Here is a 14,600-nt window from a genome sequence, read left to right as displayed (position 1 = left end):
TTTAGGAGCACATCGTCCAGATCGCTAGAACGCGTCGAAATATAGCTTCTCAAACCATAATTCGCAGCCCCTCGCAATGCAGTAGTAGGTCGTGTAGCGATGCATTATAGTCTGGCCGAGGGTGACATTTTCCCGTGACATCAGGCAAAAGCGCCTGATTTGGCGTCTGGCTGCGCTTGACACGCGTCCGGCCCGATGTAGGCACGGCGATGGTGCTCCACAGGAACCTGATTCGCCACTTCCGGATGGTTCGACTGATGCCGGGCTGCCCTCAAGGCGCCGTCATTGCCGTATCAGTCCAAGACGTATCAAATCCAAGGTTCGCACCGAATTGCCCGGGCCAATTGACGATGGAAAGCTGGCTGGGGGCATATTGGCCTAGGGCATATTGCAAGGATCGCGCCCGATGGGGCCTTCACAAAACCTGAACAGACACGACACAAACCGGATCTATCGATTGTCAGCATTCCCCTTGTCTGCCGCGCGGCGCCGATGGCTCTGCCGGATCGTGGCCTTTGCCGGCCTTCTCGGCCTCACCGCCGCCGCCCACGCGCAAGGCGCGGTGCGCTCGGTCCACGGCGACTGGCAGATCCGCTGCGACACCCCGCCCGGCGCCCAGACCGAACAATGCGCGCTGATCCAGAGCGTGGTTGCGGAAGACCGTTCCAACGCCGGACTGACCGTCATCCTGCTCAAGACCGCCGACCAGAAGAGCCGGCTGATGCGGGTGGTGGCGCCGCTCGGCGTGCTGCTGCCCTCGGGGCTTGGCCTCAAGCTCGATAATGTCGATGTCGGCCGCGCCGGCTTCGTGCGTTGCCTGCCCAATGGCTGCGTTGCCGAAGTCGTGATGGACGACAAGCTGCTGGGGCAGTTGAGATCCGCCAAAACCGCCACCTTCATCATTTTCGAGACCCCGGAAGAGGGCATCGGCTTTCCGCTCAGCCTCAACGGCCTCGCAGAGGGATATGACAAGCTGCCGTGAGGGTTACGCATCCGTAATCCGGCACCGTCCTGCGCACCCTCCCTTTTTGCCGCGATCGTGCCTATCTTTGGGTTGATTATCCCGGGTCAGGGGTTCCCGCGCCATCGGGAATAACGACCATATCAGTCGCTTGCGCCGTTTGCTGGAGCCGCCATGACCAATTCCGCCACAACCTCGCTGCTCGACCGCGCCAATCTCGACCGCGATGCCGTGCGCCATGAAATGGCGCGGGGACTGTCGGGGGCCGACGACGGCGAATTGTTCCTCGAATACAGCCAGACCGAAGCGCTGATGTTCGACAATGGCCGGCTGAAACAGGCGACCTACGACACCTCGCAGGGTTTCGGCCTGCGCGCGGTAAAGGACGACGCAGTCGGCTATGCCCATTCCTCCGACGTGTCGCTGCCGGCGCTGATCCGCGCCGCCGACGCCGTCGCCGCGGTACGCGGCGGCTATGCGGGAACATTCGCGGCCGCCCCGCCGCACACCAACGTCCGGCTCTATGGCGACGACAACCCGCTGGATGCACCCGGCTTCGAGAGCAAGGTCAAGCTGCTCGCCGAGATCGACGCCTATGTCCGCGACAAGGATCCGCGGGTGCGCCAGGTGACGGTCAGCCTCGGCGCGACCTGGCAGGTGGTGGAAATCCTCCGCCCGGACGGCGAGAGCTATCGCGACATCCGCCCGCTGGTGCGCGTCAATGTTTCTGTCGTCGCCGGCCAGGGCGACCGCCAGGAAAGCGGCAGCAGAGGCTATGGCGGCCGCGAAGGCTATGCGCGCTTCATCGAGACCAAGGCCTGGCGCGAGGCCGCCGACGAGGCCATTCGCGAGGCGCTGGTCAATCTTGAATCGGTGCCTGCTCCGGCCGGCGAAATGGACGTCGTGCTGGGGGCCGGCTGGCCCGGCGTGATGCTGCACGAAGCGGTCGGCCACGGCCTCGAAGGCGATTTCAACCGCAAGCAGACCTCCGCCTTCGCCGGCCTGATGGGCCAGCAGGTGGCGGCCAAGGGCGTCACGGTCATCGACGACGGCACCATCGCCTCGCGGCGCGGTTCGCTGTCGATCGACGACGAGGGCACGCCGACCAACCGCACGGTGCTGATCGAGGACGGCATTCTGGTCGGCTACATGCAGGATCGCCAGAACGCCCGGCTGATGAACATGAAACCCACCGGCAACGGCCGCCGCCAGGGCTATGCCCATGTGCCGATGCCGCGCATGACCAACACCTATATGCTGGCCGGTGAACGCGATCCGGCCGAGATCCTCGCTTCCGTCAAGAACGGCGTCTATGCGGCGAATTTCGGCGGCGGCCAGGTCGACATCACCTCCGGCAAATACGTGTTCCAATGCACCGAGGCGTACAGGATCGAAAACGGCAAGCTCGGTGCGCCGCTGAAAGGCGCCATGCTGATCGGCAACGGGCCGACCGACCTGCACCGCATCACCATGGTCGGCAACGATCTGGCGCTGGATTCCGGCATCGGTACCTGCGGCAAGCACGGCCAGGGCGTCCCGGTCGGCGTCGGCCAGCCGACCTTGCGGATGGAGCGAATCACCGTTGGAGGAACCGGCGCATGAGCGTTGACAAGATATCGGCCCCGGCAAAGGCCAGCACCTGGCTCGATCAGGCCCTCCAACTGGTAGCGATCGTGCTGATCGTTTTCCTGGCGAAGGGCGCCATCGCCGAGCCGTTTTACGTGCCGTCGGGCTCGATGGAGCCGACGCTGATGATCGGCGATGCGCTGCTGGCCTCGAAATTTCCTTACGGCTATAGCGACGCGTCGCTGCCGATCCAGATCACGCTGCCCGAAACCGGACGCCTGTTCGGGGCATTGCCCAAGCGCGGCGATGTCGTGGTGTTCCGCTGGCCCGGCGACCGCTCGCAGGCCTGGGTCAAGCGGGTCATCGGGCTGCCCGGCGACCGCATCCAGATGCGGCAGGGCCAGCTTTTCATCAACGACCGCGCCGCGGAGTTGAAGCCGGACGGCCTCGACGAGGCCGAGGACGACAATGGCGGCACCGAGCCGGCGCGCCGCTACATCGAGACGCTGCCGGGCGGCGTCAGCCACAAGATGTTCAAGCTCTACGACAATGGCCGCCTCGACAACACGCCCGAAGTGACGGTGCCGGCGGGGCGGCTGTTTGTGATGGGCGACAACCGCGACAACTCGGCCGACAGCCGCGTTTCGGTCCGGGACGGCGGCGTCGGATTATTGCCGGTGGACGACCTGGTCGGCCGCGCCGACGCCGTGGTCGGATCGTGGGATCTCGGCATCCGCGGCCAGCCGGTATGGACCTGGCTATCCGGTTTTCGCCTCGCGCGGTTCTTCACCGCGGTGCATTGAAGCGCAGCCGTGACCACGCGGCTCAATCGTAGCAACCGTTAAGCATCGTCGTCATTCCGGACGACGCGAGGCGGCGATCGGAATCTCGAGATTCCCCGATGTGCGATTGCGCATCCCAAGATCTGGGCCGCGCTGTGCGCGGACCCGTTGGGACCATCCCGGAATGACGCAAACGGGACGGCTACCGCACCACGCCCGAGATGAATCCGGGCCGGCGCCGTGGCGGCTTGATTTCCTTTTTCAGGAAGCAATGTGCCTGCCGTCCGACATAGGCCGGACGCGCATAGGTCCAGGCGCGGCATTTGTTGTCGGCGGTACAGGCCAGCTTGCAGGCCTCGTCGCCCTCGCCGCTCTTGAGGTCGAAACTGCGGTAATCGCCGCCGGCGCGGTCGATCGAGGTTTCGATGCCGCCATTGCGCGGCTCGACCACACCGGCGCCGCGCACGCCGGAAATGCAGCAATTATCCGACACCCGCGCCGGCACGCTGTTCTTCAGCCAGCACTGCGCGCTGCCCGCGATCTCCGTCGGATAGCTGAAGCTCCACGACCGGCAGCGCCGGTCGCGCTCGCACGCCAACGCGCAGTCCACCGGATCTCCCGACGCAACCGGCGAATTCTGATAATCGCCGCCCGGACGATCGAAATTGGCCTGGGCTTGTGCCGGCCGCGTGATCGCGATGGCCACCGAAAAAACGGATATCACCAAACACGCCCTGAGCAGGCGGCCTCCCAACATTCGCGACGCTTTCAATTTTCTGGACCGGACCGCGATTAGCCCCTGCCATTTGATCGCCATCAACCTGTACGGCAGATGAACGACTCTCGAGCCAGAGCCTTATCGGATTCTGGCTGAATCAGAGCCGGGCTCTAACATTCTGTTTTGACGCGCTTTCTTCACGCGAACCGGAATCCGCTTCGCGCGAAAACGCGATAGCCGGCGCGGACGAATTGGTTGACGCCGGGCCGGGCGGTCGATTCAAGGCTTGCTTTTGTGCTGCCCCATGAGCGCGCCTTTGAAGAAGTCGATGAGTCCGAACGGTGCGCGGTCGCCGAGGCAGAGTTCCAGGGTCAGGCGCGCATCTGCGGCTTCCGACTCGCTGCGGGGGAACATGGCCTCTTCGTAAACGGTGAGTGCCGCTTCGATGTCGCCAGGGTGCGCGGCGATCGCATTCCCAAGTTCGGCGCCGTCGAACATCGCCAAGTTCGCGCCCTCGCCGGACGGCGGCATCAGGTGCGCGGCATCACCGAGGAGCGTCACCCCGGATACGCGGCCCCATCGGTGCCGGTCCGGGAGCGCGTGGATCATGCGCAGGATCGGCGGGGTGTCGCCGTCGGTGATCAGTGCGGTGAGCGCCGGCGCCCATCCGTCGAATTCGGCCGCTATTCGAGCCGTCGCGGCGGCGGCGTCGAAATCGATGCCGGCGAACCACTCGGCGGGGCGGCTCAACTCCACATAGGTGTGAAGAACGCCCCCCGCCTCCCGGTGCGCGACGATCCCCTTTCCCGGGGCAAACGCGAACAGTGCGCCGCCGCCGACCGCTTCGGCCGCCGCGGCGTGCCGCTCGTCGGCGTTGTACAGGTAGGTCTCGATGAACGACGTACCGACATATTCGGGCTTGGCGGCCGAGAGCAGTGGCCGGACCTTCGACCAGGCGCCGTCCGCACCCACGAGGAGTTCGGTACAGACGCTGGACCCGTCTGCGAACGCCAGCCTGTGCCGGCCGTCGCCGAGCGCCGCGACGCCGGTGAGCTTCTTTCCCCACCGGATCGTCTCCGCAGGCAGGGAGTCGAGGAGAATCCGCCGCAGATCGCCCCGAAGCACCTCGGGACGCCTACCGGCGCCATCGTCGGGCTGGTCGAGCAGTACCGTGCCGTGCTGGTCGACCCCGCGCGTCGCCGCGCCACCCTCGTGGATGATCGCGCGGAACTCGTCGAACAGACCTGCTGCCTTGAGTGCGAGCTGCCCGTTGTGCTCGTGGATATCGAGCTGTCCGCCCTGGGTGCGGGTCTCAGCCGAGGACTCCGCCTCGTAGATCGTCGCGGGGATGCCGTGGACGTGGAGAACGCGTGCGAGGGTGAGGCCGCCGAGGCCCGCGCCGACGATCGTGACCGGTGTCATCATCGGATTCCTTTGAAAGGTGGATTGGAATGCCGTTCCATAAATAAACATTGGAACAACGTTCCAATCATGTCAAGATGGTGCCTATGGCGACCAAGACTCAGCGGACCGAACGGCGCACGGACGCGCTCTCGAAGGAGCGGATCGTCGAGGCGGCGATCGAAATCCTCGATACCGACGGCGAGAGCGCCCTGACCTTCCGCGCGCTCGCAGCTCGCCTGGCAACAGGGAGCGGGGCGATCTACTGGCACGTCGCCGACAAGAACGATCTGCTCGCGGCGGCCACCGACGACGTCGTCGCCCGTGTCATGGCCGAGGTGGTCGGTGCTGCGGAGCCGCAGGAGGCGATCCGAACCATTGCCCTCGGGGTATTCGATGCGATCGATGCGCACCCCTGGGTGGGCGCCCAGCTGTTCCGTGAGCCGTGGCGGTCCGCGATGCTGCAGATTTTAGAAAGCATCGGCGGGCGGCTCCAGGCGCTCGGCGTCCCCGAACAAGCGCAATTCGACTCCGCGTCCGCACTCGTGAACTACATCCTCGGCGTCGCCGGACAGAACGCCGCGAACGCTCGCCTGCACGCGCACGAGACGGATCGATCGGCCTTCCTGGCAGCCGTTGCTACGCGGTGGATGCAGCTCGACCCTGTGGAGTATCCGTTCGTGCATCGGGTGGCGATGCAGCTGCGCGAACACGACGACCGCGAGCAATTCCTGGCCGGCATCGACCTCATCCTGGCCGGCATCGGAACCGTCCGATAGGCGGCCCCTCGCCGGGAGACCTGCTTCGTCCGCGCCACCTGAAGCATGACCCGGAAAAGTGGAAACCGGTTTTCCCCCGCGACCAACGCGGAACGCGTTTGCACAGGAAGATCATGCTCAAACAGAAAGTTGGAGCTGGATAACGATTTGAAGAAAAATCCAACTAGAAAGCGTATTCCTCATAGGCCGGTTCCACCGAGCCTTTCCAGGGCCCATGGAATTTCTCCAGCAGCTCCTCGGCGGGGCTGTGCCCGCAATCGATCGTTTGCTCCAGCGGCTCGATGTGACGGCTTTCGTCGCGGCCGAACTGATCGATCCGGCCGCGCCGCCGCAGGCCCGAATGCGACAGCGTCACGCATTCCCGGGCGATTTCGAACAGATAGCGGCTCCGGATCCGGGCCTTGAAGCCCAGGCGCGGGACATCGTCGCGCAACGCCTGGCGTTCATGGGCGTTCCAGTGCTTGACGATATCCCACGCCGCATCGAGGCTGGTCTGATCATAGAGCAGGCCGACCCAGAACGCGGACAGCGCCGGCAGCCGTCGCCACGGCACGCCGTCGGCACCGCGCATTTCCAGGTAACGCTTCAACCGCACCTCGGGGAAAATCGTCGAAAGGTGGTTGGCCCAATCCGACAGCGTCGGACGCTCGCCGGGCAATGCGGGATTCTTGCCTTCGAAGAAATCGCGGAACGAGGACCCCGCGACGTCGATATAATCGTCGCCGCGCTTGACGAAATACATCGGCACGTCGAGCGCATAATCGACCCAGCGCTCGAACCCCATGCCGGGCTCGAACGCCCAGGGGATCATGCCGGCGCGCGCGTTGTCGGTGTCGCGCCAGATCTCGGAACGGAACGACAGGAAGCCGTTGGGCTTGCCCTCGGTAAACGGCGAATTGGCGAACAGCGCGGTGGCAACCGGCTGTAGCGCCACCGACACCCTGAGCTTCTTGACCATGTCGGCTTCCGAGGAGAAGTCGAGATTAGTCTGCACCGTGCAGGTCCGGTACATCATGTCGAGGCCGTATTTGCCGACCTTCGGCATGTAGCGGGTCATGATCTTATAGCGGCCCTTCGGCATCGCCGGGATCTGCGACCGCGACCATGACGGCGTCATGCCGAGTCCGAGAAATCCGATGCCGAGCGGCGAGGCGATCTCGCGCACCTGCGCCAGATGCGCCATCAATTCGGACTGGGTTTGATGCACGGTCTCGACCGGCGCGCCCGACAATTCGAATTGTCCGCCCGGTTCGAGCGAAATCGCACCGCCGCCGGTGACGTCGTAGAGACCGATGATATTGCCGTGCTCCATGATCGGCTCCCAGCCGAGCAGAAGCTTCATGCCGTCCAGCAGCGCGCCGATGCCGCGCGCGCCCTCATAGGCGACCGGATGATGGCCCTCAAGCGTGAACGGCGTTTTCTCGTGCTCGGTGCCGATCCGGAATTCGGATGGGGGTTTTACGCCAGCTTCCAGCCACGCAACCAATTCGTCGCGCGATTGCAGCGGCGTCATATCGATCTGGTCACGCGCCATACGAATTCCGGATGAAAGGCGCTTCGACCGAACGCGCACGGTGTCGGATATATCCCCAAACCGAGCGGCCCGGAGATGCGAAATACAGGAACAATATCATCGGACGGCCACGCCGTCTCTGGCGGCGAGCACCGCGGCGTCGTCACACGTACAGCCCAGGCGGTCAAGCAGGCCGCAAAGTTTCACGGCGTCCGCATCGGACAGTTTCGAACCGACATGCTTTTCGATCGCGGCCGAATAGGCGGTCCCCATCTTCCTTTGCAGCTCGCGTCCGGCTTCGGTGATCTCGACGAACTGGCCGCGCTTGTCGATCTTGCATTCGCGGCGAACCGCGAGCCCCTCGTCCACCAGCCGGTCGATCAGCCGCGACGCCGAATATTGCGGTATCAGCATTTGCCGTTCCAGTTCAACCGGCCGCATCTCGCCCGCGGGCGCGCGCGACAGTTCGAACAACGCCTCATACCAGGCCAGCGGCGGGAAACCGGCCTTCTTCAACTCCTGCTCGACCGCATCCAGCACCCGGCTCTGGACCCGCATCAGGCGAATCCAGGCGGCGGTCGCTTCGGTTGACGGTTTGCGCTTCATGGTCCGGTCCGTAAATTCATAGGGCTAAGTGTACCGCACTAAATGCAGCTGCATCAATCTTGACTATTCCAGGTATCTGCATTTAGTCGCTCCGGCATTCGCTCGCCCCCGGTCTCCGACAACCCACGTCCACGGAAGGAAAGCCCGATGAAACTCTATTATGCGCCCGGCGCCTGCTCGCTCTCGCCCCACATTGCGCTGCATGAAGCCGGCCTCGCCCACGAACTCGTGAAGGTCGACCTCAGGGCGAAAACAACCGAAAACGGCGAGGATTTCGCCACCATCAATCCGAAAAGCCAGGTGCCGGCGCTGATGCTGGACAGCGGCGAACTGGTGACCGAAGGGCCGGTGATCGTTCAGATCATCGCCGACAAGGCGGCGGGCAAGAATCTTGCGCCCGCCCACGGCACCGACGAGCGCTACAAGATGCTGGAATGGCTGAACTTCACCACCAGCGAGTTGCACAAGAATTTCAGCCCGCTGTTCAATCCGGCGATTCCGGATGAAGTGAAGAAGTTCTTCGCCGATCGTATCACCGGTAAGTTCAAATATGCCGACTCCCAGCTGGCCGGCCGCGATTATCTGATGGGCAAGCAGTTCACGGTCGCCGACGGCTACCTGTTCACGATGCTGGCCTGGGCGGACCGCATGAAGATCGATGTCTCCGGCATGAAAAACCTGATGGCCTTCAAGGACCGCGTCGCGGCCCGGCCCAACGTGCAGGCCGCGCTAAAGGCCGAAGGGCTGCTGCACGCGGCGTAATGCTTCCTTACGACAAGGAAGAGGGCCGGATCGATCGATCCGGCCCTCTTCTTTATCGGAGGCAAGTTCGCTTTCCAGAGGCGCATCCGCGCCCTACGCCTTGATGAAGGCCAGCACTTCCGCGTTGAACTTGTCGGATTCCGTTTGAGCGAGACCGTGCGGGGCGTCGGGAAACACTTTGAGCTGGGCACCCTTGACGATTTTGACGGTCTTCTCGGCCGAAGCCTGAATCGGCACGATCTGGTCGTCGGAGCCGTGAATGACCAGCGTCGGCTTGTCGATCTTTTTTAGGTCGCCGGTGTAGTCAACTTCCGAGAACTCGCGAACGCAATCATACTGCCCCTTGACGCCTCCCTGCATGCCCTGCAGCCAGAAACTGTCGCGCAGCCCTTCATTCACCTTCGCACCGCTGCGATTGAAGCCGTAGAACGGCATGGTCAGATCCTTGAAAAACTGCGAGCGATCGCCGCCGGTGCCCTTGCGGATATTGTCGAACACGTCGATCGGCGTCCCTTCGGGATTGGCTGCCGTCTTCAGCATCAGCGGTGGCACCGCGCCGACCAGCACCACCTTCGCGACCCGGCTGGTGCCGTGGCGGCCGATGTAGTGTGCGACCTCGCCGCCGCCGGTCGAGTGCCCGATCATGACGATGTTCCTGAGATCGAGCCTGTCGATCAATTCAGCGAGGTCGTCGGCGTACTGATCCATGTTGTTGCCGTCCCAGGTCTGGTCGGAGCGGCCATGGCTGCGGCGATCATGGGCAACGACCCGGTATCCGTGCTGGCCGAAGAACAGCATCTGATTGTCCCAAGCGTCCGACGAGAGCGGCCAGCCGTGAGAGAAGACGATCGGCTGCCCCTTGCCCCAATCCTTGTAGAACAGCCTGGCGCCGTCCTTGGTCGTGATCGTGGTCATCGAGGTAGCTCCTTTTGCGGTTGATGCATGGGAAGGCGTTGCGGCGCCGGACGCCGAAGGCAGCGCCAGCGGGACCGACAGGGCCGCAGCGGCAAGGACAGCGTCGCGCCGGCTCAACACGACTCGGGTAGGAGTGGATTGTGACATCGAGATATCCTTTCGATCGGCAGCAGTTTTGTACGTTAACGATTAAATCGCGCACAAATTATATGAGGGCAGCGCCACGCCGTCAATCGCTTGCTATTCAATAGCGCGCTATCTATCTATCGGTTCACGCTGATGTGAGGACAACCAATGGGCTCCAGACCTTCCCCGCCCGCAAATGAGGACAAGCTGTCGCTGGACAGCTTTTTGTGCTTCGCGATCTATTCCGCCGAACACGCCTTCAACCAGTTCTACCGGCCGCTGCTCGACGCCATCGGCCTGACCTATCCGCAGTATCTGGTGATGGTCGCGCTGTGGGCCGATAACGACCAGACCGTCAAGGAACTGGGACAGAAACTGCTGCTGGATTCCAGCACGCTGACCCCGCTGTTGAAGCGATTGGAGACGTCGGGCTATCTGACACGCACGCGCGATCCGGACGACGAACGCCAGGTGCGCGTGCGTTTGACTCCGGCTGGCCGTGCCCTGAAAAGCCGCGCCCGAGGCATTCCGGCCTGCGTACAAGATGCGCTGGGACTTTCGAACGACGAACTCAAGAAAATTCAGGCGGACGTGCTCGCGATCCGGGACCGCCTGCTGTCACGCAGGGCGTGACGGCATCGCCGCCGACTGCCCCCCGGACTTGTTGCGGGGGCGCGTCACCGCCTGGCGCGACGTCGATCGTCGCGGTTGAAGGACGACCTTACGCCGCCGCCTGCTTCTTCGGCGGGAAGCGGCCGTAAAACGTCTCGCCCTTGGCAGCCATCTCGACCAGCAATTTCGGCGGCGCGAAGCGAGAGCCGTATTTGGCTTCGAGCTTGTGACACAGCTCGACGAACTTCTTCGTGCCCATGAAATCGATATAGGACAGCGTGCCGCCGGTGAACGGCGCGAAGCCGAAACCGAGGATCGAGCCGACATCGGCCTCGCGCATGTCGGTGATGACGTGGTCTTCCACGGTACGCGCGGCTTCCACCGCCTGCACCACCAGGAAGCGCTGCTTCAACTCCTCGATGTCAAGCGTATCGGGATCGAGATGCTTCGGCTGCAAACCGCCAAGCTCCGACCACAGGCTCTTCTGGCCCTTGCCCTTCTCGGGATAATCGTAGAAACCCTTGCCGTTCTTGCGGCCAAGGCGGCCCTGCTTCTCGACCATCTCGACCAGAAGCTTCTTCTGCGCCTGATCGATCGCGTTGGCGCCAAGATCGGCCTCGGTCGCCTTCATGATCTTGAGCACGAGATCGAGCGCGACTTCGTCCGACAAGGAGAGCGGCCCGACCGGCATCCCCGCCATCTTCGCGGTGTTCTCGATCATCGCCGGCGGCACGCCCTCCATCAGCATTTCCAGCCCCTCGGCGGTGAAGCGCAGCACGCAGCGGTTGGCGAAGAAGCCTCGGCTGTCATTGACCACGATCGGGGTCTTGCCGATCGCACGGACGTAATCGAGCGCGGTGGCGAGCGCGACATCGCCGGTATTCTTGCCGACGATGATTTCAACCAGCATCATCTTCTCGACCGGCGAGAAGAAATGAATGCCGATGAACTTGCCCTGGTCCTTGAATTCCTCCGCCAGCGAATTGATCGGCAGCGTCGAGGTATTGGAGGCGAAGATCGCGCCCGGTTTCAACAGCGGCTGCGCCTTGGCGTAGGTTTCCGCCTTGACCTTGCGATCCTCGAACACCGCTTCGATAACGAGATCGCAATCCTTGATCGCGTTGTAATCCGGCGTCGCCGAGATGCGCGACAGGATGGCGTCGCGATCAGCCTCCTTGGCGCGGCCCTTCTTGATAAGATCGTCGATCACCGACGTCGCATGCCCCTTGCCCTTGTCGGCGCTTTCCTGGTCGCGGTCGATCAGCACCACCTCGATGCCGGCGCGCGCCGAGACGTAGCCGACGCTGGCGCCCATGAAGCCGGCGCCGATCACGGCCAGCTTCTTGACCTTGGTCGGCGGCACGTTCTGCGGGCGGCGTGCGCCCTTGTTCAATTCCTGCATCGACAGGAACAGGCTGCGGATCATCGCCGCAGCTTCGTTGCTGCGCAGGATCTTCGCGAAATAGCGCGACTCGACCCGCAGCGCGGCGTCGATCGGCAATTGCAGGCCTTCATAGACGCACTGCATGATGGCGCGCGCCGCGGGATAATTGTCGTAGGTCTCGCGGCGGAAGATCGCGTTGCCGGCCGGGAACATCATCATGCCGGCCTTTGAATAAACCGGCCCGCCCGGCAGCTTGAACCCCTTCTCATCCCAGGGCGCGACCGCCTTGCCGCCGCCCTTGATCCAGTCCTTGGCCGCCTGGATCAGATCGGCCGCGGGAACGATAGCATCGATCAGCTTCAGCGCCTTGGCCTTGTCGACCGTGATCGCCTCGCCCTTGAGCAACAACTGCATCGCATCCTGCGGCGCCACGATGCGCGGCACGCGCTGGGTGCCGCCGGCGCCGGGGAACAGCCCGACCTTGATTTCCGGCAGCCCAAGACGGGTCTTGGGATTTTCCGCAGCGACCCGGTAATGGCACGACAACGTCAGTTCAAAGCCGCCACCGAGTGCGAGGCCATTGATTGCGGCGGCCCACGGCTTGCCGGAGGTCTCGATCGAACGAAACACCAGCGAGAAACGGCGGCTCTGGTCGAACAGCATCTGGTTGGCCGCGACCTCGCCTTTCTCCTTGAGCAGGTCGGCGTAGGTGCGGGCCATGCCTTCGAGCATCGACAGGTCGGCGCCCGCGCACAGCGCGTCCTTGCCCGAGGTGATGACCACGCCCTTTACGGCGGCATCGGCGGTGGTCTCCTTCACGATCGCTTCAAGTTCGTTGACCGAGGTCTCGTCGAGCACGTTCATCGAACGGCCCGGCGTATCCCATGTCACCAGCGCGATGCCGTCGGCGTCGGTCTCGAGTTTGAAATTCCTGAAGGCCATTGTGGTGCTCCCTCGATGCCGACTGCCCTCGGCGCTGCGGTTGTGTTCATCTCGATCGTAGCGTGGGCAAAGCGAAGCATGCCCACCAAAACGTGGCTTGATCAGAATGGTGGGCACGGCGCAAAAGCGCCTTTGCCCACCCTACGTCTACGTCTCTACCGTCATTCCGGGGCGCGCAAAGCACGAACCCGGAATCTCGTAACTAACTTCCGGATTCTGGGTCTGGTCCTTCGGACCATCCCGGAATGACAGCCGTGTTTAATGGTTGCTACGCATCAAACCCGTTCGATGATCGTCGCGGTGCCCATGCCGCCGCCAATGCACAACGTGACCAGCGCGGTCGATTTGTCGGTGCGCTCCAACTCGTCGAGCACGGTGCCGAGGATCATCGCGCCGGTGGCGCCGAGCGGATGGCCGAGCGCGATGGCGCCGCCATTGACGTTGATTTTTGCGTTGTCGATGTCGAAAGCCTGGATGTAGCGCAGCACCACCGAGGCGAACGCCTCGTTCAATTCAAACAGATCGATATCCGATTTCTTCATGCCGGAGCGTTCGAACAGCTTCCTGGTCACGTCCACCGGACCGGTCAGCATCATCGCGGGCTCGGAGCCGATATTGGCGAAGGCGCGGATTTTCGCGCGCGGCTTCAGGCCATGCTTGTTGCCGGCCTCCTTGCTGCCGAGCAGCACCGCGCCGGCGCCATCGACGATGCCGGACGAATTGCCGGCGTGATGGACATAATTGACACGCTCGATTTCCGGATGCGACTGGATCGCCACCGCGTCGAACCCGCCCATCTGGCCGAAACTCACAAAGGACGGCTGCAACTGGCCCAGCGACTGCATCGTCGTCGAAGGCCGCATATGCTCATCCCTGGCGAGGATGGTCAGCCCGTTGACGTCCTTGACCGGGACCACCGAATTCTTGAAGCGGCCTTCGTCCCAGGCCTTCGCGGCGCGCTGCTGGCTCTGCACCGCATAGGCGTCGACGTCGTCGCGCGAGAAACCGTATTTGGTCGCGATCAGATCGGCGGAAACACCCTGCGGCATGAAATAGGCTGGCACCGCGATCGACGGGTCCATCGGCCAGGCGCCCCCGGAGGCGCCGAGGCCGACGCGGCTCATCGATTCGGCGCCGCCGCCGATGGTGAGTTCATGCTGGCCGCTCATGATCTGGGCCGCGGCGAAATTCACGGCATCGAGGCCGGAGGCGCAGAAGCGGCTGATCTGGACGCCGGGCACGGCCTCGCCGAGACCCGCTTCCAGCGCCGCGAAGCGCGCAATGTCCGAGCCGGCCTCGCCGACCGGATCGACCACGCCGAGAATGACGTCGTCGACAACATCCTCGGCAAGATTGTTACGCTCTTTCAGAGCCTTTAACGGAACGGCGGCCAGCGCCAGCGCAGTCACCTCGTGCAGCGCGCCGTCCGCCTTGCCGCGGCCGCGCGGCGTGCGAACGTGATCGTAGATATAAGCCTCAGGCATGACGCCCTCCCGGTATGAGGATCATAATATATAGGCTGTTTGCAGGTTG

At 63.5% G+C, this 14,600-nt stretch carries 13 protein-coding genes; 6 read left to right on the top strand and 7 right to left on the bottom strand.

Going from position 1 to position 14,600, the window contains the following annotated elements:
* The first annotated feature begins 406 nt into the window (after positions 1–406).
* The 3 genes from HB630_RS11315 to lepB all read left to right on the top strand — a co-directional run bounded on the left by HB630_RS11315 (position 407) and on the right by lepB (position 3,330).
* A complete protein-coding gene (locus HB630_RS11315; protein WP_213772304.1) occupies positions 407–982 on the top strand; it encodes an invasion associated locus B family protein in 576 nt (191 codons plus the stop codon).
* Between the two features lie 153 nt (positions 983–1,135).
* Positions 1,136–2,563 carry a metalloprotease TldD gene (gene tldD / locus HB630_RS11310; RefSeq protein WP_213772303.1) on the top strand — a complete coding sequence of 476 codons (1,428 nt, stop codon included), beginning with the start codon at positions 1,136–1,138 and terminating at the stop codon, positions 2,561–2,563.
* Entirely contained in the window at positions 2,560–3,330 is a 771-nt protein-coding gene (lepB, locus tag HB630_RS11305; protein WP_213772302.1) for a signal peptidase I, read from the top strand. The genes tldD and lepB overlap by 4 nt, the downstream gene beginning before the upstream one ends.
* A 181-nt stretch (positions 3,331–3,511) precedes the next feature.
* On the opposite strand, the gene HB630_RS11300 is transcribed toward lepB, so the two are convergent.
* Positions 3,512–4,066, bottom strand: coding sequence for a PAN domain-containing protein (locus HB630_RS11300; protein WP_213772301.1), 555 nt, complete (start codon positions 4,064–4,066; stop codon positions 3,512–3,514).
* 240 nt (positions 4,067–4,306) lie between these two features.
* On the bottom strand, positions 4,307–5,452 hold the full coding sequence (locus tag HB630_RS11295) for an NAD(P)/FAD-dependent oxidoreductase (protein ID WP_213772300.1): 1,146 nt from the start codon (positions 5,450–5,452) through the stop codon (positions 4,307–4,309).
* 83 nt (positions 5,453–5,535) lie between these two features.
* On the opposite strand from HB630_RS11295, the gene HB630_RS11290 reads away from it, so the two are divergent.
* Positions 5,536–6,207 (top strand): TetR family transcriptional regulator, encoded by a 672-nt coding sequence (locus HB630_RS11290; protein WP_213772299.1) that lies wholly within the window; start codon positions 5,536–5,538, stop codon positions 6,205–6,207.
* A gap of 163 nt (positions 6,208–6,370) precedes the next feature.
* On the opposite strand, the gene HB630_RS11285 is transcribed toward HB630_RS11290, so the two are convergent.
* Together HB630_RS11285 and HB630_RS11280 are read right to left on the bottom strand one after the other, a co-directional pair.
* Complete coding sequence (locus HB630_RS11285; RefSeq protein WP_213772298.1) at positions 6,371–7,741, bottom strand: glutamate--cysteine ligase; 1,371 nt, start codon at positions 7,739–7,741, stop codon at positions 6,371–6,373.
* 96 nt (positions 7,742–7,837) lie between these two features.
* Complete coding sequence (locus HB630_RS11280; protein ID WP_213772297.1) at positions 7,838–8,326, bottom strand: MarR family winged helix-turn-helix transcriptional regulator; 489 nt, start codon at positions 8,324–8,326, stop codon at positions 7,838–7,840.
* Between the two features lie 147 nt (positions 8,327–8,473).
* Here HB630_RS11280 and gstA point away from each other — a divergent pair, with 147 nt between their 5' ends.
* Positions 8,474–9,088, top strand: coding sequence for a glutathione transferase GstA (gstA, locus tag HB630_RS11275; RefSeq protein ID WP_213772296.1), 615 nt, complete (start codon positions 8,474–8,476; stop codon positions 9,086–9,088).
* A 93-nt stretch (positions 9,089–9,181) separates the two neighbouring features.
* Here gstA and HB630_RS11270 read toward each other — a convergent pair whose 3' ends face one another.
* Positions 9,182–10,003 carry an alpha/beta hydrolase gene (locus tag HB630_RS11270; protein ID WP_213772295.1) on the bottom strand — a complete coding sequence of 274 codons (822 nt, stop codon included), beginning with the start codon at positions 10,001–10,003 and terminating at the stop codon, positions 9,182–9,184.
* Positions 10,004–10,297: 294 nt separating this feature from the next.
* Between HB630_RS11270 and HB630_RS11265 the strand changes: the two genes are divergently transcribed.
* Entirely contained in the window at positions 10,298–10,762 is a 465-nt protein-coding gene (locus HB630_RS11265; RefSeq protein ID WP_213772294.1) for a MarR family transcriptional regulator, read from the top strand.
* An 88-nt stretch (positions 10,763–10,850) separates the two neighbouring features.
* Here HB630_RS11265 and HB630_RS11260 read toward each other — a convergent pair whose 3' ends face one another.
* Positions 10,851–13,067, bottom strand: coding sequence for an FAD-dependent oxidoreductase (locus HB630_RS11260; protein ID WP_213772293.1), 2,217 nt, complete (start codon positions 13,065–13,067; stop codon positions 10,851–10,853).
* Between the two features lie 275 nt (positions 13,068–13,342).
* Complete coding sequence (locus tag HB630_RS11255) at positions 13,343–14,551, bottom strand: acetyl-CoA C-acetyltransferase (RefSeq protein ID WP_213772292.1); 1,209 nt, start codon at positions 14,549–14,551, stop codon at positions 13,343–13,345.
* Positions 14,552–14,600 lie beyond the last annotated feature (49 nt).

Origin of the sequence: Bradyrhizobium sp. dw_78, assembly GCF_018449525.1 — a bacterium.
GTDB lineage: Bacteria > Pseudomonadota > Alphaproteobacteria > Rhizobiales > Xanthobacteraceae > Bradyrhizobium.
This window is presented reverse-complemented; position numbering and strand designations above follow the sequence as displayed.